Source organism: Streptomyces sp. NPDC005820 (assembly GCF_040630255.1).
In the GTDB taxonomy this organism is placed as follows: Bacteria; Actinomycetota; Actinomycetes; order Streptomycetales; family Streptomycetaceae; genus Streptomyces.
This window is the reverse complement of the sequence record NZ_JBEXXE010000007.1, coordinates 137738-161306: the sequence shown is the minus strand read 5'-3', so window position 1 is coordinate 161306 and position 23569 is coordinate 137738. Positions and strand designations below refer to the sequence as shown.

24 protein-coding genes and 1 riboswitch are annotated in these 23569 nt (G+C 70.6%); of the genes, 10 read left to right on the top strand and 14 right to left on the bottom strand.

The annotated features are described in order from the left end of the window. Window position 1 precedes the first annotated feature (1 nt). The 4 genes from ABZ464_RS11000 to ABZ464_RS10985 all read right to left on the bottom strand — a co-directional run bounded on the left by ABZ464_RS11000 (window position 2) and on the right by ABZ464_RS10985 (window position 5281). The gene (locus ABZ464_RS11000; RefSeq protein ID WP_359274083.1) at window positions 2-1534 is read right to left on the bottom strand and encodes a carboxylesterase family protein; all 1533 of its coding nucleotides are present in this window, start codon (window positions 1532-1534) and stop codon (window positions 2-4) included. Between the two features lie 117 nt (window positions 1535-1651). Continuing rightward, window positions 1652-3124, bottom strand: coding sequence for an MFS transporter (locus ABZ464_RS10995; RefSeq protein WP_359274080.1), 1473 nt, complete (start codon window positions 3122-3124; stop codon window positions 1652-1654). A 159-nt stretch (window positions 3125-3283) separates the two neighbouring features. After that, window positions 3284-4114, bottom strand: a complete 831-nt coding sequence (locus ABZ464_RS10990) for a metallophosphoesterase (protein WP_359274078.1) — start codon at window positions 4112-4114, stop codon at window positions 3284-3286. 39 nt (window positions 4115-4153) lie between these two features. Continuing rightward, complete coding sequence (locus tag ABZ464_RS10985) at window positions 4154-5281, bottom strand: NADH:flavin oxidoreductase (protein ID WP_359274075.1); 1128 nt, start codon at window positions 5279-5281, stop codon at window positions 4154-4156. 177 nt (window positions 5282-5458) lie between these two features. Here ABZ464_RS10985 and ABZ464_RS10980 point away from each other — a divergent pair, with 177 nt between their 5' ends. Together ABZ464_RS10980 and ABZ464_RS10975 are read left to right on the top strand one after the other, a co-directional pair. Next, window positions 5459-7741, top strand: coding sequence for a WD40 repeat domain-containing protein (locus ABZ464_RS10980; protein ID WP_359274073.1), 2283 nt, complete (start codon window positions 5459-5461; stop codon window positions 7739-7741). After that, on the top strand, window positions 7738-8424 hold the full coding sequence (locus ABZ464_RS10975) for a methyltransferase domain-containing protein (protein ID WP_359274071.1): 687 nt from the start codon (window positions 7738-7740) through the stop codon (window positions 8422-8424). Before ABZ464_RS10980 ends, ABZ464_RS10975 begins: the two co-directional genes overlap by 4 nt. Here ABZ464_RS10975 and ABZ464_RS10970 read toward each other — a convergent pair. After that, complete coding sequence (locus ABZ464_RS10970) at window positions 8405-8779, bottom strand: VOC family protein (protein ID WP_359274069.1); 375 nt, start codon at window positions 8777-8779, stop codon at window positions 8405-8407. The two genes, ABZ464_RS10975 and ABZ464_RS10970, sit on opposite strands and share 20 nt — an antisense overlap. 75 nt (window positions 8780-8854) lie before the next feature. Then, entirely contained in the window at window positions 8855-9211 is a 357-nt protein-coding gene (locus tag ABZ464_RS10965; protein ID WP_359274067.1) for a hypothetical protein, read from the bottom strand. Between the two features lie 117 nt (window positions 9212-9328). Between ABZ464_RS10965 and ABZ464_RS10960 the strand changes: the two genes are divergently transcribed. Both ABZ464_RS10960 and ABZ464_RS10955 read left to right on the top strand, forming a co-directional pair. Beyond that, a complete protein-coding gene (locus ABZ464_RS10960) occupies window positions 9329-10171 on the top strand; it encodes a helix-turn-helix transcriptional regulator (protein ID WP_359274064.1) in 843 nt (280 codons plus the stop codon). Then, window positions 10152-10355, top strand: coding sequence for a DUF397 domain-containing protein (locus tag ABZ464_RS10955; RefSeq protein ID WP_359274061.1), 204 nt, complete (start codon window positions 10152-10154; stop codon window positions 10353-10355). Before ABZ464_RS10960 ends, ABZ464_RS10955 begins: the two co-directional genes overlap by 20 nt. Here ABZ464_RS10955 and ABZ464_RS10950 read toward each other — a convergent pair. Beyond that, on the bottom strand, window positions 10352-11590 hold the full coding sequence (locus ABZ464_RS10950) for a transposase (protein ID WP_359274058.1): 1239 nt from the start codon (window positions 11588-11590) through the stop codon (window positions 10352-10354). The genes ABZ464_RS10955 and ABZ464_RS10950 overlap by 4 nt on opposite strands. Before the next feature lie 269 nt (window positions 11591-11859). On the opposite strand from ABZ464_RS10950, the gene ABZ464_RS10945 reads away from it, so the two are divergent. From ABZ464_RS10945 to ABZ464_RS10935, 3 genes are all read left to right on the top strand, one after another. Then, window positions 11860-12189, top strand: coding sequence for a Uma2 family endonuclease (locus ABZ464_RS10945; RefSeq protein ID WP_359274055.1), 330 nt, complete (start codon window positions 11860-11862; stop codon window positions 12187-12189). Between the two features lie 72 nt (window positions 12190-12261). Continuing rightward, window positions 12262-12537, top strand: a complete 276-nt coding sequence (locus tag ABZ464_RS10940; protein WP_358985353.1) for a type II toxin-antitoxin system Phd/YefM family antitoxin — start codon at window positions 12262-12264, stop codon at window positions 12535-12537. Further along, the gene (locus ABZ464_RS10935; RefSeq protein ID WP_359274052.1) at window positions 12534-12785 is read left to right on the top strand and encodes a type II toxin-antitoxin system RelE/ParE family toxin; all 252 of its coding nucleotides are present in this window, start codon (window positions 12534-12536) and stop codon (window positions 12783-12785) included. The genes ABZ464_RS10940 and ABZ464_RS10935 overlap by 4 nt, the downstream gene beginning before the upstream one ends. Window positions 12786-12866: 81 nt before the next feature. Here the strand turns inward: ABZ464_RS10935 and groL are convergent, their stop codons facing one another. From groL to thrC, 4 genes are all read right to left on the bottom strand, one after another. Then, entirely contained in the window at window positions 12867-14489 is a 1623-nt protein-coding gene (groL, locus tag ABZ464_RS10930) for a chaperonin GroEL (RefSeq protein ID WP_359274049.1), read from the bottom strand. 337 nt (window positions 14490-14826) lie between these two features. Further along, window positions 14827-15033 (bottom strand): cold-shock protein, encoded by a 207-nt coding sequence (locus tag ABZ464_RS10925; protein WP_016436693.1) that lies wholly within the window; start codon window positions 15031-15033, stop codon window positions 14827-14829. Between the two features lie 451 nt (window positions 15034-15484). Continuing rightward, window positions 15485-15760, bottom strand: coding sequence for a MoaD/ThiS family protein (locus ABZ464_RS10920; RefSeq protein WP_359274046.1), 276 nt, complete (start codon window positions 15758-15760; stop codon window positions 15485-15487). A gap of 45 nt (window positions 15761-15805) precedes the next feature. After that, window positions 15806-17086 (bottom strand): threonine synthase, encoded by a 1281-nt coding sequence (thrC, locus tag ABZ464_RS10915; protein WP_359274043.1) that lies wholly within the window; start codon window positions 17084-17086, stop codon window positions 15806-15808. Window positions 17087-17104: 18 nt separating this feature from the next. Then, window positions 17105-17243: riboswitch (SAM riboswitch) on the bottom strand. A 136-nt stretch (window positions 17244-17379) separates the two neighbouring features. Between thrC and ABZ464_RS10910 the strand changes: the two genes are divergently transcribed. Both ABZ464_RS10910 and ABZ464_RS10905 read left to right on the top strand, forming a co-directional pair. After that, window positions 17380-18324: a glucosyl-3-phosphoglycerate synthase gene (locus ABZ464_RS10910; protein WP_359274039.1), complete on the top strand. Its 945-nt coding sequence runs from the start codon at window positions 17380-17382 to the stop codon at window positions 18322-18324. A gap of 116 nt (window positions 18325-18440) precedes the next feature. Beyond that, window positions 18441-19925: a trehalose-6-phosphate synthase gene (locus tag ABZ464_RS10905; protein ID WP_359274036.1), complete on the top strand. Its 1485-nt coding sequence runs from the start codon at window positions 18441-18443 to the stop codon at window positions 19923-19925. Here ABZ464_RS10905 and otsB read toward each other — a convergent pair. The 3 genes from otsB to ABZ464_RS10890 form a co-directional block, all read right to left on the bottom strand. Continuing rightward, window positions 19913-20746 (bottom strand): trehalose-phosphatase, encoded by an 834-nt coding sequence (otsB, locus tag ABZ464_RS10900; RefSeq protein ID WP_359274033.1) that lies wholly within the window; start codon window positions 20744-20746, stop codon window positions 19913-19915. The two genes, ABZ464_RS10905 and otsB, sit on opposite strands and share 13 nt — an antisense overlap. A 100-nt stretch (window positions 20747-20846) precedes the next feature. Then, on the bottom strand, window positions 20847-21077 hold the full coding sequence (locus ABZ464_RS10895; protein WP_359274030.1) for a DUF3263 domain-containing protein: 231 nt from the start codon (window positions 21075-21077) through the stop codon (window positions 20847-20849). A gap of 35 nt (window positions 21078-21112) precedes the next feature. Then, on the bottom strand, window positions 21113-22348 hold the full coding sequence (locus tag ABZ464_RS10890; RefSeq protein WP_359274027.1) for an extracellular solute-binding protein: 1236 nt from the start codon (window positions 22346-22348) through the stop codon (window positions 21113-21115). Between the two features lie 201 nt (window positions 22349-22549). On the opposite strand from ABZ464_RS10890, the gene ABZ464_RS10885 reads away from it, so the two are divergent. Further along, entirely contained in the window at window positions 22550-23491 is a 942-nt protein-coding gene (locus ABZ464_RS10885; protein ID WP_359274024.1) for an ROK family protein, read from the top strand. Window positions 23492-23569: the final 78 nt, after the last annotated feature.

Sequence of the window (23569 nt, the reverse complement as noted above, 5' to 3'; positions counted from 1 at the left end):
TCTAGCCGCCCAGCAACGGCAGCGGCTGGAACTCCTGCCCCTCCCACAGGCGCCGGGCCGTCTCCTCCGGGTACCGGACGACCTTCGGCTCGACGTCCAGCACCTGCACCAACCGCTGCTCCGGGTCGTACGCCGGCCAGCCCGGGTCGCCCGAGCGGGCGAAGGAGGTCCAGGACGTCTGGAACCGTGCGGTCAGCGCGCGTGCCTCCTCGCTCACCTCCACCCCGGCGAACAGCAGATTCCCCAGGTCCGCCTGGTACGTGCCGAACAGCAGCGGGATGTCCAGGCCGTGACAGGCGCCCAGGGCGCCGCCCATGCCGGGGGCCGGCCAGGTCAGTTCGTAGACATGGGCCCGCCCGCCGCCCGCCACCTGCGCCTCGGCCAGGTGGAGGGAAGGTATGTGGAACAGCCAGTCGGACTGCACCCGCTCGAACAGCTCACCGGCGTCCGCGTCCGGATAGGCCTCCCGGTAGGCCCGCGCGCCCGCCTCGCCGCCCGGCGCGAACAGCCGCAGCACACCGGCGGCCTGCTCCTCCGTCACCTTGCCCACCAGCCCCGCCAGGGCCACGAACAGCCGGTACTCCTGGGCGTTGTGCCCCACGATCAGCTCGATGTCACGGCCCGCGCCCGCCGCCAGCGCCGCCCAGGGGGTCACCGGCAGCACCTCCCCGTCCACCACCGGGGAGAACGGGGTGACTGTGGGCGCCACCTGCCCCCAGCGGTCCACCCGCTCCCCCATCTTGGCGCTCAGCGCCGCCCCGGCCTCGGGCAGCCTGCGCGGGTCGACCGTCGCCAGGTCGGCGGCCGTCGGGCGCAGGCCCGCCTCGGCGGCGATGGCGGAGGCGAGGTCACGGGCGAGGGCGTCGGAGAAGAACGTGCCGGGCACGCTCTGCGCGATCGCCCGCCCGAACAGCCCCCGCGCGGACGGCATGGCCAGCAGCGACGCCACCGAACCGGCCCCCGCCGACTCGCCGAACACGGTCACCCGGCCCGGATCCCCGCCGAACGCCGCGATGTTGTCCCGCACCCACTCCAGCGCGGCCACCTGGTCCAGCAGCCCCCGGTTCGCGGGCGCCCCCTCGATCCGCGCGAACCCCTCTATGCCGACGCGGTAGTTGAGGGTGACGACGACCAGGTCACCCGCGCGAGCGAGCTGCTGGGCGTCGTAGCCGGGGCTGCCGGAGTGGCCGAGTTTGTACGCGCCGCCGTATATCCAGACCATGACGGGCCGGCCGCCCTGGCCGTCGGCCTCGGGCGTCCACACGTTCACCGTCAGCCAGTCGTCGCCCGTCGGCCCCTCCAGCACGCCCTCCCGTCCCTGGATGCCGGCCTCCTGCGGGGGCGGCGGGCCGAAGGCGTACGCGTCGCGCACGTCGTCCCACGGCCGGGGCGGGCGCGGGGCCCGGAAGCGGGCCTCCCCCACGGGCGGGGCGGCGAACGGGATACCGCGGAAGACCGTCAAACCGTCCTCGCGGCGGCCGCGTACAACTCCGGCGGTGGTCCGCACGACGAGGGCTGCCTCGGCTGTCGTCATCGATCGCTCCTGTATTCGCTGGCTGTTCGGAAAACGGGCGGTGCCCGGCGAAAGTGCCGAAGACGGCCGACACCCCTCGTGTGGGTGACAGCCGCCTCCGGAAGGGCCGTTGGGGACTCAGGCCTTGACCGGCGTGGCCTCCTCGGCCTCCTCCACCACCGAGAGCTGCGCGGGGGCCTTGCGCTTCGGGATGAAGCTCGCCAGGAAGAAGGCGAGGAGCGCGGCGCCCGCGCCGATCGCCATGATGATCTTGAAGCCGTTCTCCGACGGAAGGGCGTGCCCGCCGAAGTCCGTCGTCATCTGAGCGAGGATCACACCGGCGATGGCGCTGGCGAAGGACGTTCCGAGCGAGCGCATCAGGGTGTTGAGGCTGTTGGCCGCACCGGTCTGCGACGGGTCGACCGCGCCCATGATCAGGGCGGGCATCGCGCCGTAGGTGAAGCCGACGCCGGCGCCGATGATGCAGGACACCAGGACCAGGTGCCAGACCTCGCTCATCAGGACGATGTTCAGGGAGTAGCCGGCGGCCACGATCAGCGCGCCGATCATCAGCGTCACCTTGGGGCCCTTGGCCTTGGTGATCCCGGCGGAGACTGCCGACATGATCATCATCACGAAGCCCTGCGGGGCGAGCACCAGACCGACCGTCAGCATCGACTTGCCGAGGCCGTAGCCGGTCTGCTCGGGCAGCTGCAGCAGCTGGGGCAGGACCAGGGACATGGCGAACATCGAGAAGCCGAGGGCGACCGAGGCGAGGTTGGTGAACAGGACCTGGGTCTTCGCGGTGGTGCGCAGGTCGACCAGCGGCTGCTTGGCCTTCAGCTCCCACCAGCCCCAGGCGCCCAGGATCACGACGGCGGCGGCGCCGAGGCCCAGCGTGGTCCCGGAGGTCCAGCCCCAGTCGGCGCCCTTGGACACGGACAGCAGCAGCGCGACCAGACCGGCCGACAGTCCTAGCGAGCCGACGAGGTCGAAGCGTCCGCCGGAGCGGTTCTGCGACTCGGGCACGAAGACCAGCACGAGCAGGAGGGAGACGACGCCGAGGGCGGCGGAGGTCCAGAACAGGACGTGCCAGTTCCAGTTGTCGGCGATGAACGCGGCGGCGGGCAGTCCGAGCGCGCCGCCGACACCGAGCGAGGCGCTCATCACGGCGGTGGAACCGGCGAGCTTGTCGGCGGGCACGGTGTCCCGCAGGATGCTGATGCCGAGCGGCACCACGGCGGCGGCCAGGCCCTGGAGCGCACGGCCGACGATCATCGGCACGAGGGAGTCGGCGAAGGCGCAGACCAGCGAGCCGGAGATCAGCATCAGGATGCTGACCACCAGCATCCGCCGCTTGCCGATCATGTCGCCGAGCCGTCCGACGACCGGGGTGGCGACGGACGCCGCGAGCAGGGTGGCGGTGACGGCCCAGGCGGTGTCGGACGCGGGCGCGTCCAGCAGCTTCGGCAGTTCGGGAACGATCGGGATGACCAGGGTCTGCATCAGCGAGACGACGATCCCGGCGAGGGCCAGCACCGCCACCACGGCGTTCGACCTCGGCGGGGCGGATGTCCCCGCCGCGGCGGGTCGGGCAAGGGCGTCGGACATGACAGGGCCTCCGTCGGATGCGCAGGGAAAGGAGAAAGGGAAAGAAGAAGAGGAGTGCAAGCACCGAAGAACTGCTTGACTCAAGCAAGCTTATACAGATTGATTGAGTTAAGCAAGCGAAATCTGTCGACGGTGCGCCCCGCTCCACCACGCCACGGCTCAGCCGTGCCGCGCGATGATCTCCCGGGTCCGCTCCTCGTCCAGCTCATAGACCAGCTCATGAGCCCGCGGATCCCGCGCGTGAAACGTGTGGAACACCGGCCCCTCCGCCCCGCCCAGCTCCACCAGCGAAGCCGACGCACCGAGCACCGCCCGCTCCGTCCCGGGCGCGGTGGTCAGATCGATCCGGTTGACGATCCCGGGCGTCACCCACACCGGCACCGACGCCAGGAACCCGCAGAGCTGGAGGTGGTAGTGCCCGGTCAGCAGGACCCGTACGTCCCTCCCCCGGATCACCGCCGCCAGCTCGCCGGGATCACGCAGCCCGAAGACCGGCTGGGTCGCCGAGAGCGCGAGGCTGATCGGCGGATGATGAAAGGCGAGAACGGTTCCGTGCTCGGCCGGGACGGCCAGCACCTCCCTCAGCCACTCCAGCTGGGCCGCGCCGATACGGCCGTACACCTGGCCCGGGACCAGCGAGTCGAGCGTGACGAACCGCCACCCGCCGACCTCGCTGACCGCGGCCCGCTCCTCCCCCGGGAACTCGACGGCGCCCTCCGGGTGCCCGCTGCCCAGCACCTTCGCGAAGGCCGACCGCTCGTCGTGGTTGCCGGTCGTGTGGAAGACGGGCGCACCGAGGGGGCGCGCGAAATCGCCGACGAGCGTGCGGACGGTGGCATACGCCTCCGTCGCGCCCTCGTCGGCGAGGTCACCGGTGACGACGACGGCGTCCACGTCCCGCAACTGCCGGAGCTCGCCCAGCATCAGCCGCAGGGAGCCGACCGCGCCGTCCCTCCCGATGTGCGGGTCCGAGAGATGAAGGATCCTCACCCCCCGGACCTACCCACCGGTTGCCGTATGAACCGGCGCTCAGCTCAGGGTGCGCAGGGCGGCGGCGTCGTACGCCTTCAGCTCGTCCGTCCGCCCCGCGAGGACCTTGGCCGCCCACTCCGGGTCCTGGAGCAGCGCACGGCCCACGGCCACCATGTCGAACTCGTCGCGCTCCAGGCCGTCGAGGAGGTCGTCGAAGCCCTTGAGCGGGGCGCCCTCGCCCGCGAAGCCCCGCAGGAAGTCGCCGTCGAGACCGACCGAGCCGACCGTGATGGTGGTCTTGCCGGTGAGCTTCTTCGTCCAGCCCGCGAGGTTGAGGTCGGAGTCCTCGAACTCCGGGATCCAGTAGCGGCGGGTGGAGGCGTGGAAGGCGTCGACACCGGCGGCGGCCAGCGGCGTGAGGATGGCCTCCAGCTCCTCCGGCGTCTCGGCCAGCCGGGCCCGGTAGGCCTCCTGCTTCCACTGCGAGTAGCGGAAGATGATCGGGAACTCGGCCGAGACGGTCTCGCGGACGGCCGCGACGACCTCGGCGGCGAACTTCGTACGGGCCACGGCGTCACCGCCGTAGGCGTCGGTACGGCGGTTGGTGCCGGCCCACAGGAACTGGTCGACGAGGTAGCCGTGGGCGCCGTGGATCTCGACGCCGTCGAAGCCGATGCGCTCGGCGGCGGCCGCGGCCTCGGCGAACGCGCCGATCACGTCGTCCAGGTCGCGCTGGGTCATCGCCCTGCCGGTGCCCTCGGTGCCGTCGACCCGCAGCCCGGAGGGGCCCACGGCCGGGGCGTCCGCGTACGGCGGCTCACCCGCGTTGCGCACCATCCCGATGTGCCACAGCTGCGGCACGATCGTCCCGCCCGCCGCGTGCACGCCCTCGGCGACCTTCGCCCACCCCGCGAGCTGCTCCTCACCGTGGAACCGGGGCACCCGGTCGCTCTGCCCGGCCGACTCGTGCCCGACGTACGTCCCCTCGGTGACGATCAGACCGACCCCGGCGGCGGCGCGACGCGCGTAGTACGACGCCACGTCCTCGCCCGGGATGCCGTCCGGGGAGAACATCCGGGTCATCGGCGCCATGGCGATCCGGTTCGGGACGGTCAGACCGTTGATGCTCACCGGCCGGGAGAGGATCTCGGCGGCGCGGGTGGGGGTGGGCTCGGTGACGCTCACGCAGGGGGCTCCTCGTGAAGTATGCGGCCTTGAAGACCGGTCAGTATGTGCACATGCATCGAGTGACTCTGCAACGAGAACCCCCGCGCCGCCCGTCCCATTCCAGCCGCACGCCGGAACGCCTTGTGATCCCGGCCACGCGGGGGCGTTGTCAGTGGTGCCGGTTAGCGTTTTGGCATGGGAGACGCGATGTGGGTGGGGACGTGGGCGACGGGCGGTTCTCGGGGGGATCCGCGCCTGTTGCGGACGCTGACGGGGCACGAGGGCTGGGTGACGGCGGTGGCCACGACGGTCGTGGACGGCCGCCCGGTGGCGGTCACGGGCGGCAGGGACCACACGGTACGGACCTGGGACCTGACGACCGGCGGCCCCCTCCACACCCCGCTCGTCTGCCGAGCGGACGCGTGGACCTCGACGACCGCCGAGGTGGAACACATCGCCACGGCGACGGTGGACGGCCGCCCGCTCGCCCTCCTGCTGGAGCGACTCGGCCGCGAGAAGCGGGTGCTGCTGCTCGATCCGGCGACGGGACGGCCGGCCGGGGAGTGCGTGCGGGTGGTGGAGACGGCGGACGTGGACGGCCTCGGCCGGGTGCTGCTGACGGTCGAGGAGGAGCGGACGCCACGGCTGTGGAGCGTGGCCACGGGCGAGGAGATCGGCTCGGCGGTGTCGGCCCGGATAGTCGTCGGGGCCCACGACGAACCGGTCGCGGTGCGGGCCGAGGACGCGGACGGGGTGGTGCGGACCTGGGATCTGGCGGGGCGGGTGAGGGCGCAGGCCACACAGGGCGACACCCGGGGCGCGGCGGCCGTCGTGCTCGACGGGCGGCTGGTCGCCGTCGCGTTCGACGCGGTCGGCATCGACGGTTTCTTCGACGGGGAGACGGCGGTGGCCGTGGTGGGCGAGCTGGCCGCCGTGTGTGGCCGACGGTCGGGTGAGGTGGTGCCCCTCTCACAGGTCGTGGAGGTGGAGGGGCGTCCGGTGAGCGTGGTGCGGGGGCCGAGTCGCGGCGGGCTGCGGCTGTGGGAGCGGGGAGGGGCGTCCTGCCGGGCCGACGGGGACGGGTGGGTGGTGACGACCGCCGCCCTGCGCGGGCAGCCGGTCCGACGGCCCCGGCGCGTGGACGCCCAGCAGGAATGGACCTGGCAACTGGTCCACCCCGCGGCCTCCTGGGACGGGGTCGGCGCCGTCGGGACGGAGAGCGTGGCGGACCGGGCGATACGGCTCACCACGGACGCGGACCACACGGTACGGCTCTGGGACGCGGCCACGGGCGCGGCGCTGGGCGAACCCCTCGCCGGGCACACGGACCGGGTCAGGGCGGGCGCGGTGACGGAGGTCGCCGGGCGGACGGTCGCCGTGACCAGCGGGCTCGACCGGACCGTACGGCTGTGGGACGTGACCACCGGCCGACAACCGGGCGAGCCGCTGGACGGGCACACCGCGCAGGTGTGGGACGTGGCGACCGCGACCGTGGAGGGACGCCCGGTCGCCGTGACGGCAGGGGCGGACCACACCCTGCGGGTCTGGGACCTCGGCGTGAGCGACGACTCCCCGCTCTCCGCTCTCTCCGCCGGTCACGAGGGCGAGATAGCGGCGGCGGCCACGACCGTCCTCCGGGGCAGGCCCGCCGTCGTCACCGCCGGTGCCGACCGGACCGTCCGCACCTGGGACGCGGCCACCGGGGAGCCGGTCGGCGAGCCCGTCGCCGCCGAGGTCACCCTGCTGGCGACGGCGGACGCGGACGGCTCGCCGGTCGCGGTGGCGGCCGGCCCGGACGCGACACTCCACCGCTGGGACCTGGCCTCGGGCAAGGCGACGGGCGAGCCGATCGCCCTGCCCAGCGGCAGGATCCTGGCCCTGGCGACCGGCCGGGTGGCGGGGCGGCCGGTCGCGGTGACCGGCGGCTCGGACGGCGCCGTCCGCGTCTGGGACCTCACCACCGGCACCGCCGTCGGTCAGCCCCTCACCGGCCACACCAGCCGCGTCACGTGCCTCGCGACGGCCGAGGTGGACGGCAGGGCGCTGGCGGTGACGGGCAGCTGGGACAAGACCGTGCGCCTCTGGGACCTCGCGACCGGCACGGCCGTGGGCGAACCCCTCACCGGTCACACCGACTGGGTGACGTCGGTGATCACGACGGTGCTGGACGGCGAACCGGTGGCGCTGACCGCCGCGCGGGACGCCACGGTCCGAGCCTGGAGTCTGCGGGAGCGGAAGGAGTGGCGCGAGCCGCTGTCCACCGGCGCGATACGCGGCATGACGGTGGCGGGCACCCACCTGATCACGACGGACGGCACCGGGACGGTGTCGCTCCACGACCTGGAAACCGGCAGCGGTCCGGCGGGCGAACCCCTCACCTTCCCCTCCCCCGTCCACGCCCTCGCGACGACGGCGGACGGCCACCTGGTGGTGGGCCACGGCCGGGAGGTCGCCGTACTGGTCCGGGTGAGCGCATGACGGGGCCCGAACTGGTGGACACCTCCGAGCTGGAGCGGTCCTCCGTGGTCGCCAACAACACGATGAACCGCGAACGCGGCCTGGCGGGAGTGAACAGCTACACCCGCGAGCTGGGCGTGGACCTCCTGACGCATCTGGCGAGGCCCGCCCCCTCCTGGCTGGACCTGTGCAGCGGTGAGGGACGCGCCCTGCGGGAAGCGGCCTCCGCCCTCCCCGCCGACGCGGTCCTCACCGCCGTGGACCTGGTGGGACCGCTGGTCCCGCTCCCCACCCCGCCCACCATGGAAGAGATCACCGCCTCGGTCTCGACCTGGACGCCGACCCGGCCGTACGACCTGATCACCTGTGTCCACGGACTGCACTACGTGGGCGACCAGCTCGGCCTGCTCGGCCGGGCCGCCTCCTGGCTGACCGGGGACGGCCTTCTCCTCGCCCACTTCGACCCGGAGTCGATCCGGTGGGCCGACGGCGGCGGGGAGGCGGGGAGGGCGGTGGTTGCCGAGCTTCGGGCGGCGGGATTCGCGTACGACGCCCGCCGCCACCTGCTCACCCTTCGGGGCGCCCGAAGACCCGCCCTCGCCTTCACCTACATGGGCGCCGACCCGACGGCCGGCCCCAACTACACGGGCCAGCCGGCCGTCGGCTCCCACTACACCCCGACGGTCACAGATACGGCCGGGTGATCAGCTCGATGGCATGACCGGCGGGGTCCTTGAAGTAGACGCCCCGGCCGCCGTGTCCGTGGTTGATCTCACCGGGCCGCTGCATCTGCGGATCCGCCCAGTGCACGACACCGCGCTCGCACAGCCGCCGGTACGCCCGGTCGAAGAGCTCGTCGTCGATGAGAAAGGCGTAGTGCTGCATCTGGATGTCCACCGGCGGCTCGGCGAACTGGAGCAGTACGCCGTCGTCGAGCTGGATGTTGGTGAAGGGGCCCCACGAGGGTGCTTCCGCCAGTTCCAGCAGGTCCCGGAAGAACTGGGCCGACTCGTTGCGGTCCTTGGCGGCGATGATGGTGTGGTTGAAGGTGACTGCCATACGACTGACCTCGCTTTGCGCTCGACACGAAGAAGGGGTTCTCGGTGCACGAGCGCCGGGGAGGTCCGCGGGCGGTCAGCTCTCCACCGGATCGCCCATCCGTGAGTGGCGCGAGGCCGGTCCGGTGTTCATGTCAGGAACCCTACCGGTAGCGAGGCCCGCCCGGTTGAGCAAACGCACCCGCTCCCGCAGATCGTCGACGGCGGACGCGTCACCGGTTTCCTCCGGCCCCGGGCGTCCCGCCAGGGCATCGGCGAGCCGCGAGGCCACGACGAAGTTGCAACGCCCCAGGTCGATCAGGGCGAACCGCTCGTCCTGCGCGGCCGACACCGGGTCGAGCCGAACGGAGGGCAACCGAACCCCCGCGTCCCGCAGGGCGGTGTGCAGCCGCGCCAGAGCCTCGGGGGCGGTCCGGGCAGGTGTCGTGTCCATGGGCGCCACTTCCTCCACGCTGAGTATTCGGGTTCACGACACAGCGTGGCCATCACGTCCCTAACCTGACCAGAGACGGCGTCCCAACAACCCCGCCTGTGCGACAAGGGAGTTGCCATGCCCGGCCCGAAGGACCTCGACCCGTCATCGTCTCCGCGCGCGCTGCTCGGCGCGGAGTTGCGCCACGCCCGCGAGCGGGCCGGCCTCAGCCAGGCCGAACTGGGCGAACCCCTCTTCGTGAGCGGTTCGTTCATCGGCCAGTTGGAGGCCGGGACGCGGCGCCTGCACCTCGAATACGCCGTCCAGATAGACGAGATCCTGGGCACGAACGGCTTCTTCGCACGCAACTGCCGGGCGCTGGCCAAGTCGAAGTACCCGAACCACTTCGCGGAGGCGGCGGAGGCGGAGGCGGTGGCTACGGCGATCAGGCAGTACGCCCAGATCCTGATTCCGGGACTACTACAGACCAGGGCGTATGCGGAGGCCGTGTTCCGCGCCTACAAACCCACAGCTCAGGACGCCGAAATCGATGACTTGGTGGCCACTCGGCTGGAACGCGCGCATCTCCTCGACGATCCAACAACGCCGTTGTTGTGGGCGATCCTCGATGAGGCGGCGCTGCGTCGAGTGGTCGGCGGCAGGCCGGTGATGGCCGAGGCCGTCCGCCACGTACTGAGCCTTGCCCGGCAGCGGCGGATCATCGTGCAAGTGCTGCCATTCGGGGCCGGTGCACACGCCGCGATGGACGGCCCGCTGAAACTCATGGAGTTCGAGGACGCGCCACCGCTCTCCTTCGTGGAAGCGCCGGACATGGGAAAGCTGCTGGACGATCCCGCCACCGTCGCCCGCCACATCCTGATGTTCAACCTTCTCCAGGCCGCGGCGCTTTCGCCGCAGGATTCGCTGGCCCTCCTGGAGTCGGTGGCGCAGGATTACGAGCATGGAGAACAGCACCCTTGAGGTCCTGACCTGGCACAAGTCCAGCTACAGCGGCGGCCAGGGCGGCGACTGCCTCGAAGCCGCCCTCACCCGCCCCACCCTCATCCGTGACTCCAAGGCGCCGCACGGCCCGAGGCTCGCGTTCCGGCCGGAGGCCTGGGTGGCGTTCGTCCAGCACATCAGCCGGTCAACGACCCGGGACTAAAGTCCCGGGCTTGCACAGCGGGCGCCACTGGGTGTGGTGCTGCGCTTGCGTCCTGTCCCGCCCCCGGGTGTCGGGGGTGGGTCTGGGGCGGTTGACTGCGCCCCGCGTCGCCACAACTCTTCCGCACGCCGGCGGATGTTGCGGGAGCTGTTGCGGTCCGCGTGATCAACGAATCCGCAGGACCGGCACGCGAACCAGGCCTGGGAGACCCGGTTCGCTCTGTCGATGTGGCCGCACTCGGCGCAGGTGCGGGAGGTGTACGCCGGATCGACATACACCACCGGCACCCCGGCCTTCTTCGCCTTGTACGCGATGAACGCCCCCAGCTGGGCAAAGGTCCAGCTGGAGTGGGTGGCCCGTTGGGGCTTGCGAAGCCGTACCCGTTCACGGATGCCCGTCAGTTCTTCCAGGGCGATTCCGCGTCCGGTGCGTTCTGCCTCGGCCACCACATGCTTCGCGATCTTGTGGTTGATGTCCTTCGCCCGCCGCGCTTCCTTGCGCCTGCGCTTCTTCAAACGGCGCTTGGCGGACGGGGTGTTCTTCTTCTGCAGCTTGGTGCGCAGGGTGCGTTCACGCAGCCGTCCCCGGTTCAGGGCGCGCCCGGCCATGATCTGACCGTCGCTCGTGGTGGCGATGTTCACGATCCCCAGGTCGATACCGAGAAAGGCCACCGGGTCGGTGTTCAGGGGTGCTTCGGGGATCTCGCAGGTGGCCTGCAGAAACCACATGCCGTCCCGCGCGACGAGGTCGGATTCGCCCTTGCGGTACAGGGCCAGGCGGGCCAGCTGCTCCGGGGAGGCGGTGAACGCCACCCCCTTCACCCGCCCCGACAGCGTCCAGATGGAGACCGTCCGCTCGGTGATCTGCCAGGACAGCATCCGGTCGTCATAAGGCTGCGCGCCCTCCGGCCGGAAGACGACCGGCTTCTCCACCGCCCGCCGGTACCGCTTCGACCACGGCCTGCCCAGATTCCCGGCCTTCAGATTCGCCGCCAGCGTGACGTAGGCGTCGCAGGTCTTCTTGATGACGTGCTGGGCCGCCTGCGCCCCCAGCCCCCACCGCTGCCTGACCTCGGAATAGGTGTGCTCGCGCAGCGCGAAGTTGCGCTTCACATCCTCGGCGAACGCGACCCCGGAGACCCAGGACGCCGCCTCGTTGCAGGCGTGCAGGGTCGCCTCAAGTGCCGCCGCCTGTACGGGCGTCGGCAACAGCTTGACCTGCACCACCAGCTTCACGACACCCGAACCTACACACCCGCCCGGACATACAGACGGCTTCCGCACACCTGTCCCACCATCCAGCGACCCATCGACCGTACGTTCGACACCACCCCGGCTCCGCCGGACAGCCCCACGGGCGCTCCGCGCCCGAAATCCCGGACACTGCGACGCTCCGCGTCGCCACCACACGATGCGATTCCCCCCAGGCGTAAACGCCTGGGGTTCCTCGCAAGAATGTCGCTGAAACCGCTCCCGAAGCTCAAGCGCCCAGCTCCGAGCGCTCTTTGCATGGCACCGTCGCGCGTCGCGGGCACTTCAAAGGACACGGCGAATGGTCCGACGCGTCCGGCATCCTGATGGCCGTCGAGATCACGACGCGCTGTCGCGACACCAACCAGCGCTGCCGCATCGACAAACCTCTCGGCTACGCAGCCGTGGGAATCCCCGTCTATCTGCTCATCGACCGCGACAGCCTCACGCTGACCGTCTTCAGCGAACCGGAAGAGGGCCGTTACCAGCGGTCCCCCTCCTACTCCTGGGGATCGACCGTCGAACTCCCGTCGCCGCTGAACATGCCCCTCGATACCGACCTGCTCAGGCAGTACGCCGGATGAGCATCTGCCCTGACCATCGAAGGCCCAGCCGTATGCACACAACACACACCAGCAACTCTGTACAGTTTTCCCATGGAGACGTATCCGCTGGTGGAAGCCCGTAATCAGCTTGGTCAACTGGTCGGCCGGGTTCGTCACGGCCACGAGCACATCCTGATCACCGAATACGGCAAGCCCGCCGCCGCGCTCATCCCGATAAGCGAACTGGAAGAGTTGCAGCGGCTGCGCGACGAGGCGGACATCGCTGAGGCACGAGCCCGTGAGGCGACTCCGTCCGGCGCGTCCATGACACACGACGAATTCATGGCCCAGTTGGAGGAAGAAGACCGCCGCGAGGCCGCTTCGTGACCTACACGGTGGTGTGGGAAACCCATGCCATGAACGAGTTCCGACGGCTCCGCACGAGCGACCCCGTGGGTGCGAAGGCGACCGCAGCGGCGGTGCGTGCCCTCGCCGACGATCCTCGTCCGGAGGAATCCCGCGCCTTGGGCGCCTCCGGTTACTTCCGGCTGCGCGTCGGGACGTGGAGGGTGCTGTATCGGCCGGACGGCGCAGCCGTCACTGTGTATGTCCTGAAAGTCGGCCGCAGCAGCTGAAACGCCCGAGGGCGGCACCCCCAGCCGTAGCCAGGGATACCGCCCTCGGTCCGAAGGACAGGCGATCAACCGTCAGGTCGATCAGAAGTCCATGTCACCGCCCGGCATACCGCCACCGGCGGGCGCGGCGGCCTTCTCCGGCTTGTCGGCGATGACGGCCTCGGTGGTGAGGAAGAGCGCGGCGATGGAGGCGGCGTTCTGCAGGGCAGAGCGGGTCACCTTCGCCGGGTCGATGATGCCGGAGGCGATCATGTCGACGTACTCACCGGTCGCGGCGTTCAGGCCGTGGCCGACCTGGAGGTTGCGGACCTTCTCCACGACGACGCCACCCTCGAGACCACCGTTGACGGCGATCTGCTTGAGCGGGGCCTCGAGCGCGAGCTTCACGGCGTTGGCGCCGGTCGCCTCGTCACCCTCCAGGTCCAGCTTCTCGAAGACCGAGGCGGCCTGGATGAGGGCCACGCCACCACCGGCGACGATGCCCTCCTCGACGGCCGCCTTCGCGTTGCGGACGGCGTCCTCGATGCGGTGCTTGCGCTCCTTGAGCTCAACCTCGGTGGCGGCACCGGCCTTGATGACGGCCACGCCGCCGGCCAGCTTCGCCAGACGCTCCTGGAGCTTCTCGCGGTCGTAGTCCGAGTCGCTGTTCTCGATCTCGGCGCGGATCTGGTTCACACGGCCCGCGACCTGGTCCGAGGAGCCGGCACCGTCGACGATGGTGGTCTCGTCCTTGGTGATGACGACCTTGCGGGCCTTGCCCAGCAGGTCGAGGGTCGTGTTCTCGAGCTTGAGACCGACCTCCTCGGAGATGACCTCGCCGCCGGTGAGGATGGCGATGTCGTTCAGCATCGCCTTGCGGCGGTCGCCGAAGCCCGGGGCCTTGACCGCGACGGACTTGAAGGTGCCGCGGATCTTGTTGACGACCAGGGTCGACAGGGCCTCGCCCTCGACGTCCTCGGCGATGATCAGCAGCGGCTTGCCCGACTGCATGACCTTCTCCAGGAGCGGGAGCAGGTCCTTGACCGAGCCGATCTTGGAGTTGGCGATCAGGATGTACGGGTCGTCGAGAGACGCCTCCATACGCTCCATGTCGGTGGCGAAGTACGCCGAGATGTAGCCCTTGTCGAAGCGCATACCCTCGGTGAGCTCCAGCTCCAGACCGAAGGTCTGGGACTCCTCGACGGTGATGACGCCTTCCTTGCCGACCTTGTCCATGGCCTCGGCGATGAGCTCGCCGATCTGGGTGTCGGCGGCGGAGATGGAGGCCGTGGAAGCGATCTGCTCCTTGGTCTCGACATCCTTCGCCTGCTCGAGCAGCGCACCGGAGACGGCCTCGACGGCCTTCTCGATGCCGCGCTTCAGAGCCATCGGGTTGGCGCCGGCGGCCACGTTGCGCAGACCCTCGCGCACCAGGGCCTGGGCCAGGACGGTCGCGGTCGTCGTGCCGTCACCGGCTACGTCGTCCGTCTTCTTCGCGACTTCCTTGACCAGCTCGGCGCCGATCTTCTCGTACGGGTCCTCGAGCTCGATCTCCTTGGCGATGGACACACCATCGTTGGTGATCGTGGGGGCGCCCCACTTCTTCTCGAGGACGACGTTGCGACCCTTGGGGCCGAGCGTCACCTTGACGGCGTCCGCGAGCTGGTTCATGCCGCGCTCGAGGCCGCGCCGCGCCTCCTCGTCGAACGCGATGATCTTGGCCATGTGAAGTGGTCCCTCCAGGACTGGGGGTGATTCCTTCGGACCGCGCCCGCGCCCGCGACGGACGGCTCGCATGCCGCGTGGTTCCTTGCCCCACCTGGCCTGCGGGCCTCACCGACCCGGTCCTTCTTTGTCACTCTCACCTTCAGAGTGCTAACGCCAATGATTAGCACTCGGCATGGTCGAGTGCAAGCGCCTCCCGCGGACTGGGGTCCGCCGAGGCGTCTGCCGGGGCGTCTGCCGGGCCGTCTGCGCGGGGCATGCCGAAGGGCCCGTACCCCAGGAGGTACGAGCCCTTCGAAGATGAAACAGAAGAACGACGCTTCAGTCGGCGCGTGCTTCAGCCGGCCGCCAGCCGGACCATGTCCGCCTGCGGCCCCTTCTGACCCTGCGAGATCTCGAAATCGACCCGCTGGCCCTCTTCCAGGGTGCGGTACCCGTCCATCTGGATCGCGCTGTAGTGGACGAAAACATCCGCACCACCGTCGACCGCGATGAAGCCGTACCCCTTCTCCGCGTTGAACCACTTGACGGTGCCCTGAGCCATGCCTAACTCCCCTATTACTGGCCCTTGCACAGATCCACACTTCGCGGATCCGGGTCAGACCTCACCCCCCAGTTGGTTGGGGGCGTGCGCCGGAACGCGTCGACCGCGGCCGAATGTATCTGTCCAACTGCCCTCTGCAACAGGTCACTTGGACGAGAATTCTGGACGCACGCGATCCGGAATGTGGCGAGAATTCGCCAGAATTCAGGGCAAGTCGGGCCCCGCAAAAGCCACAAATGCCACGCAAGAGGTGCGCACTTTGGCTACTTCTTGTCGGGCGTCAGGCAGAAATCAAAGATTCCGGATCAGGTTTCGCGACCCGGTTCCCCAACTGTACCGCGCTCAACCACACTGAATTGCCCCCTCCGCTTCTCTCACGGAGGGGGCAATTCGATGAACAATCGGTAATCACTGTTACCGACGGTTACTACCGGTGGGTACTGACCGAAGGTCAGCCGCCGGCGACGGCCGGGATGATCGACACGCCCGCCCCGTCCGGGGTCGCCGTCTCCAGGCCCTGCTCGAACCGGACGTCGTCGTCGTTGACGTACACGTTCACGAACCGGCGCAGCTTGCCCTGGTCGTCCAGGACGCGCGCGGCGATCCCGGTGTGGTTCTTCTCCAGGTCGGCGATGACCTCGCCGAGGGTGGCGCCTTCGGCGGCGACCTCGGCGGCACCGCCGGTGTAGGTGCGCAGGATGGTGGGGATGCGGACGTTGACGCTCACGATGTGACCTCCGGTCAGGTGCATGCTTTCAAGGGCGCGGGGGAACTACGCGAGCCCAGCCTCGTGGAAGGACTCGAGGCTGGGGCGGATCGTCGCGGTGAGCCCGGTCCCGGCCACCGCGTCCAGCGTCTTCAGACCATCACCGGTGTTCAGCACGACGGTCGTCTTCGTGGGGTCCAGCAGACCGTTCTCGATCAGCTTCTTCGTGACGCCGACGGTCACCCCGCCGGCGGTCTCCGCGAAGATCCCCTCGGTCCGGGCGAGGATCCTGATCGCCTCGACGACCTGCTCGTCGGTCACGTCCTCCACCGCACCGCCCGTGCGGCGCGCGATGTCGAGGACGTACGGACCGTCCGCCGGGTTGCCGATCGCCAGCGACTTGGCGATGGTGTTCGGCTTCTGCGGGCGGACCACGTCGTGCCCGGCCTTGAAGGCCACCGACACCGGCGAGCAGCCCTCCGCCTGCGCGCCGAAGATCTTGTACGGCTTGTCCTCGACGAGCCCGAGCTTGATCAGCTCCTGCAGACCCTTGTCGATCTTCGTGAGCTGGGAGCCGGAGGCGATCGGCACGACCAGCTGGTCGGGAAGCTCCCAGCCGAGCTGCTCGGCGATCTCGTACGCCAGCGTCTTGGAGCCCTCGGCGTAGTACGGCCGCAGGTTGACGTTGACGAAGCCCCAGCCCTCGCCCGCCGGGTCGCCGATGAGCTCGGAGCAGAAGCGGTTGACGTCGTCGTAGTTGCCCTCGATGCCGACGAGCTCACCGCCGTAGATCGCGGCCATGACGACCTTGCCCTGCTCCAGGTCGTGCGGGATGAACACGCAGGAGCGGAAGCCGGCCCGGGCGGCGGCGGCGCCGACGGCACCGGCGAGGTTGCCGGTGGAGGAGCAGCTCAGGGTCGTGTAGCCGAAGGCCCGCGCGGCCTCGACGGCCTGGGCGACGACCCGGTCCTTGAAGGAGTGGGTCGGGTTGCCGGAGTCGTCCTTGACGAACAGCTTGCCGGCCTCGACGCCCAGCTCGCGCGCCAGGTTGTCGGCCTTGACGAGCTTGGTCCAGCCGGGGTTGATGTTGGGCTTGTCGGCCACGTCCGCGGGGACGGGCAGCAGCGGCGCGTAACGCCAGATGTTCGCGGGTCCCGCCTCGATGCGCTTGCGGAGCTCCTCCGGGGCATAGGAGGAGAAGTCGTATGCGATCTCGAGCGGGCCGAAACATTCCTCGCAGGCGAAGACCGGGCCGAGGGGTACGCGGTGCCCGCATTCGCGGCAGCTCAGTGCCGTGGCGGGACCCAGGTCTACGGTGGATTCGGTTGCAACAGTCTGCGCAGCCATGTGAGGCGAGGCCCTTTCTCCTCATCTTCCTCACGACGCATCTCGCCGTGAGACGGATTTGGCACCTTCCCTAGCCGGGAGCCTCGCGTGAACGAGACCGGCTGGAGGGTTGCCGGGGCTTCATCGGGCCGTATCCCTCTGCCCCTCTGGATGAGCGGTATGAAGTTGTGAACGGCGGGCCACCGAGGACATGCGATGGTCATCCGCGTTGTTCAAGACTGTAACCGACAACCTGGACAGTTGAGATAGTCGTCCGAACCGCGAGATGGATCACAGGTGAAGGAGCCGCCCACGTGCTGGAAGAAGTCGAGCGCTGGCTGACTACCCGCTCCTGGACCGCGAGCGATCGCCCGCTGCACCGGATCATGTCCGCCAAACGGTCCTCGGGACAGACGGTCAGTGTCGTCCTGCCCGCGCTCAACGAGGAGGAGACCGTCGGCGACATCGTCGCGGTCATCCGCCATGACCTCATGCAGCAGGTACCGCTCGTCGACGAGCTCGTGGTCGTCGACTCGGGCTCGACCGACCGCACGGCCGAGGTCGCCGCGGCGGCCGGCGCCCGCGTCGTCCACCGCGACGCGATCCTGCCCCGCCTCCCGGCCGTGCCCGGCAAGGGCGAGGTCCTGTGGCGCTCCCTGCTCGTCACGACCGGCGACATCGTCTGCTTCATCGACGCCGACCTGCGGGAGTTCTCCTCGGACTTCGTCTCCGGCATCGTCGGCCCCCTGCTCACCGACCCCGCGGTCGACCTCGTGAAGGGGATGTACGACCGTCCCCTGGGCGGCGCCGCCGGGCAGGGCGGCCGGGTCACCGAGCTGATGGCGCGCCCCCTGCTGAACATGCACTGGCCGCAGCTGGCCGGTTTCGTGCAGCCGCTCGGCGGCGAGTACGCGGCCCGCCGCTCGCTGCTCGAACAACTGCCGTTCCCGGTGGGGTACGGCGTCGAGCTGGGGATGCTGATCGACGCGCTGCACCTGGTGGGCCTCGACGCGCTCGCGCAGGTCGACCTGGGGGTGCGCAAGCACCGTCACCAGGACGGTCAGGCCCTCGGCCGGATGGCGGCGGCGATCTACCGCACCGCCCAGCTCCGCCTGGCCCGCGGTCACCTCGTCCGCCCCTCCCTCACCCAGTTCGAGCGGGGCGCCGACGGCTTCGAGCCGCGTACGTACTCGGTGGACACGGAGGAGCGGCCGCCGATGGCGGAGATCGCGGAGTACCAGTCCCGCAAGGTCGCCTAGCGGGGCCGTGTAACACCGTGGGCAGGTCGTATACAGGTGAATACGGCTGGATACGACCCGCCCACGGAGCGCGACCGTACGTTTGAGCGTTTCCCGACCGGGCTAGGTTGAGGCGTATGGCTTCCACGCACGACACTGCTGCTCGGGGTGCTCAGGTGCTGGTCGCGTCCAATCGCGGCCCGGTCTCCTACACGGTGGGCGAGGACGGCTCGCTGCACTCGAAACGCGGGGGTGGCGGGCTGGTCTCCGGCCTGTCGGCCATCGGCCCCGAGGCGGGCGCCCTGTGGGTGTGCTCGGCGCTGTCCGACGGCGACCGGGAGGCGGTCCGGCGCGGGGTCGGCGAGGAGGGCGTGCGGATGCTGCCCATCCCGGCCGACGTGCACGCGGACGCCTACAACGGCATCGCGAACTCGGTGCTCTGGTTCATCCACCACCTCCTCTACCAGACCCCGCTGGAACCGGCCTTCGACGCGGAGTTCCGGCGCCAGTGGGCGTCGTACGAGATGTACAACCGCGCCTTCGCGGAGGCGCTGGCGCAGGAGGCGGGGCAGGGCGCGGCGGTGCTCGTCCAGGACTACCACCTCTGCCTGGTCCCCGGCATGCTCCGCGGCCTGCGCCCCGACCTGCGCATCGGGCACTTCTCGCACACGCCGTGGGCACCGGTGGACTACTTCGGGCTGCTGCCGCAGGACATCCGTGAGCAGCTGGTCCGGGGCATGCTCGGGGCAGACCGGCTGGGGTTCCTCACCCATCGGTGGGCGGCGGCGTTCTCCGCGTGCGTGCAGGCGACGGACCTCGAGCTGGCGCCCCGGATGGGCCAGGCGGGGGTCCCCGAGTCGTTCCAGTCGGTCCCCGGCTGGAAGGGGCCCGGCCACCGGACCTGGATCGCCGTGCACTCCCTCGGCGCCGACGCCGAGTTCCTGCGCGAGCGCTCGCACCGGCCGGACGTGGAGGAGCGGATCGCCGCCCTGCGCGAGGAGATCGGCGGCGAGGGGCGGCGGACGATCGTCCGGGTCGACCGCACCGAGCTGTCGAAGAACATCGTGCGCGGGCTGCTGGCCTACCGGCAGCTGCTCGACGACCACCCCGAGTGGCACGAGCGGGTCGTCCACATCGCCTTCGCCTACCCGTCCCGCCAGGATCTCGCCGTCTACCGCGACTACACGGCGGAGGTGGCACGGCTGTCGGCGGAGATCAACGAGCGGTACGGCACGCCCGGCTGGACCCCGGTCCTGCTGAACCTCGAGGACGACTTCGCCCGCTCCCTGGCCGCCTACCGCCTCGCGGACGTGGCCCTGGTCAACCCCATCCGGGACGGGATGAACCTGGTCGCCAAGGAGGTCCCGGTGGTCTCCGACGAGGGCTGCGCGCTGGTGCTGTCGCGGGAGGCCGGGGCGTACTGGGAGCTGGGCGAGGACGCGATCGTCGTGAATCCGTACGACATCCTGGAGACGGCCCGCGCGCTGCACGAGGCCCTGACCATGAAGCCGGAGGAGCGCGCCGAGCGCGCCAAACGGCTCGCGGCGGCCGGGACCGCGCTGCCCCCGGCCCAGTGGTTCCTGGACCAGCTGACGGCCCTGCGGGACCTTCAGCCGAGCTGACCGGCCAGGTCCCGCAGCAGCCGTACGACCCCTGCCGGGCCGTCGACGACCAGGTCGGCGCGGGTCGCCAGGTCGGTGACCTCGGTGGAGCCGCTGCAGACGAGGAGGCCGGGGACGCCGTCCTGGCGGAGTTTCTCGACGGCGGCGAAGGCGGGGAGGTCGCCGAGGTCGTCGCCGGCGTAGAGGACGGACTCGGCGCCGGTGGCGCGGACCTGGTCGAGGAGGGCGACGCCCTTGTCCATGCCGGGCGGGCGCAGCTCCAGGACGTACCGGCCGGGTTCGACGATCAGGCCGTGGCGGGCGGCGAGGCCGGCGAGGGGCTCGCGGAGGGCTTCGAAGGCGGCGAGGGGGTCGATGGCGCGGCGGGTGTGCACGGCGACGGCCCGGCCGCCCTTCTCCTCCACCCAGACGCCCTGCCATCCTCCGGCGTTCTCCAGGACGGCGGGCAGTTCGGCGCGGACGGCCGCGACGCCGGGGTGGGGTGCGGGGGCGGTGATCCGCCCGGTGCGGGCCTCCCAGCGTTCGGCGCCGTAGTGGCCGAGGACGGTGAGGCCGTCCAGTCCCGTGGCGCCCGCGAAGCCGCCGTTGCGTACCGCGACCTCGGCGGGGCGGCCGGTGATGACGGCGAGCGCGGCGATCTTGGGGGCGAGGGCGGTGAGGGCGGGGAGCGCGTCGGGGTGGGCGCGGGCGTCCTCGGGGTTCTCGACGATGGGGGCGAGGGTGCCGTCGAAGTCGAGGGCGACGAGGGTGGTGGAGGGGCGGTTGATGATGGCGTCCAGAGCAGTACGGCCGGCTGCGGTGGTGGGTGCGTGAGTGCCCATACGGTGACGATAGCTGCGGGGGTGCCGTTGTGGGGCGGGGGTGGGTCGCGAAGGGGCGCGGGGAACTGCGCGACCGGCCACGACGGAGCCGCGGTCGGATTCAACGGTCGGCTCTACGACCCTCGCGCACCCTTCTCAGCCTGTTCACCGTCACCGGGTCGTGGGCCAGTGCCCTCGGGTCGTCCAGGAGGGCGTTCAGGAGCTGGTAGTAGTGGACCGGGGAGAGGTCGAGTTCCTCGCGGACGGCTCGTTCCTTGGCGCCGGGGCCGGGGAAGGTGCGGCGTTCCAGGGCGAGGATGGCCCGTTCCCTCGGCTCCAGTTGTTCCTGCATACCCCGCACCGTAACCCCGGCCGCCGACACCCGGCTCACTCCCCGGCGGCGTTCTCCGCCGTCATCGCCGTCGACTGGAGGTCGGACAGGACGGTCGCCGGGTCGCCGGAGCGGGCCACGGCCTTTCCGATGCCCTTCTTGACGGCCGCGCTGACCCGCGCCCAGGAGGTGCGCCCGACCGGGTAGACCTCGGCGAGCGGGAGTTCCTCCAGGAAGGGCCGCAGCTCGGCGTCCTGCGCGGCCGTGCTCATGATCTGGGAGGCGGAGTTGGTGACGGGCAGCAGGTCGTACTCGCGGGAGAAGCCGAGCACGTTCCGCTCGCTGTAGACGAAGTCGAGGAACCGGCCGATCTGTTCGGCGTGCCCGTTCTTCCTGAAGGCGGTCATCCAGTCGGCGACGCCCATGGCGACCTTGGAGGGGCCGTCGACGCCGGGCATCGGCACCATGCCGAACTTCACGCCGCTCTTCTGCGCCATCTTCATCAGGGAGGGGTGGCCGTTGAGCATGCCGACCTGCCCGTCGGCGAACGCCGCGAACGCGTCCGCGCGGTTGAGCGAGCCCGGTGCGACCGGCCCGGTGAGCCCCTTGCCGACCAGCTTGTTCTTCAGCCAGTCGAAGGTCTCGACGTTCTCGGTGGAGTCGATGCTGTAGCCGCCGGCGGTCCGGGCGTAGGCGCCGCCACCGCTGAGCAGCCACTGCAGGGTCTCGGCCTGCGCCTCCTCGGGCCCGAGGGGCAGCGCGTAGGGGTACTTCACGCCTTCGGCCTTCAGTTTCGCGGCGTCCTCGGCGAGTTCGGCCCAGGTGGTGGGCGGGGTGATCCCGGCCTCGGTGAAGAGGGTCTTGTTGTAGAAGAGCAGCCGGGTGGAGGAGGCGAACGGCATGCCGTACTGCACGCCCCGCACCTTGCCGGCGGCGGCGAGCTGCTGCACGAAGTCTGCCTGGACGGTGACGGAGAGCAGGTCGTCCGCCTTGTAGAGCTGGTCGGCGGCCGCGTAGTCGGCGTACGAGCCGATCTGCGCCATGTCGGGCGGGTGTCCGGCGTCGACCATGGCCTTGACCTTGGCGTCGACGTCGTTCCAGGAGGAGACGGTGACGTCGACGGTGACGTCCGGGTGCTTCTTCTCGTACGCCTCGACCAGCGCGCTCCAGTATTTCGTGGAGCTGTTGGCGGCGCTGTCGCCGTAGTCGGCGGCGACGAGTCTGAGGGTGGTGTGCTCGGAGCCGGTGGTCAGTCCGCAGCCGGACAGCACCGCCGCCACCACGATCGCCATCACTGACTTTCCTGCCCGCCGGTGCACGTGCTGTCCCTCAATCCCGATTCGATTGTTCATACCAATGGGTCCGATATCCGGAACAAGGTCTACACCATACGGGTGGACTAGACCTCTTTTGGGTCTCATGAGGCGGCACGGTACCCCCAAGACGGATAAGTGGACTAGACCTCTTACCGGTCCTCGGGCCACACTGTTCCCGTGAGACATGTCATCGCCCTCGACGTGGGCGGCACCGGGATGAAGGCGGCCCTGGTCGGCGCCGACGGCGCCCTCCTGCACCAGGACCGCCGGCCGACCGGCCGTGAGCACGGCCCCGACGCGGTGGTCGACGCCATCCTCGGCTTCGCCGCCGACCTGCGCGCGCACGGCGTCGAGCGGCTCGGCGAGCCAGCGGCCGCCGCCGGGGTCGCGGTGCCCGGCATCGTCGACGAGGCGGACGGCATCGCCGTCTACGCGGCCAACCTGGGCTGGCGGGACGTCCCCCTGCGCACGCTCCTCGCCGAACGCCTCGGCGCCCCCGTCGCCCTCGGCCACGACGTCCGCACCGGCGGGCTCGCCGAGGGCCGGGTCGGCGCGGGCCGGGGCGCGGACCGCTTCCTGTTCGTGGCGCTGGGCACCGGCATCGCGGGCGCGATCGGCGTCGACGGCCGGGTGGAGGCGGGGGCGCACGGCTTCGCGGGCGAGATCGGCCATGTCGTCGTACGGCCCGGCGGCACCCCGTGCCCGTGCGGGCAGCGCGGCTGTCTGGAGCGGTTCGCCTCGGCGGCGGCGGTGTCCGAGGCCTGGGCGGCGGCCTGCGGGGACCCCGACGCGGACGCGGCGGACTGCGCCAAGGCGGTCGCGTCCGGCGACCCGAACGCCGTCCGGGTCTGGCACCGGGCGGTGGACGCCCTCGCCGACGGCCTGGTCACCGCCCTCACCCTGCTGGACCCGCGCACCCTCATCATCGGCGGCGGCCTCGCGGAGGCGGGCGAAACCCTGTTCACCCCCCTCCGGGACGCCGTCCGCACCCGGGTCACCTTCCAGAAACTCCCGGAGATCGTCCCGGCGGCCCTCGGCGACACCGCGGGCTGCCGCGGCGCAGGCCTGCTGGCCTGGGATCTCCTCCACACCACTGACGCCACGGAGGTATCGACCTGATGGCAACCCCCCCAGGGGCGCGGGGAACTGCGCGACGAGCCACCACGCACCCGCACCCCGCGACGACCGGCACCCCCC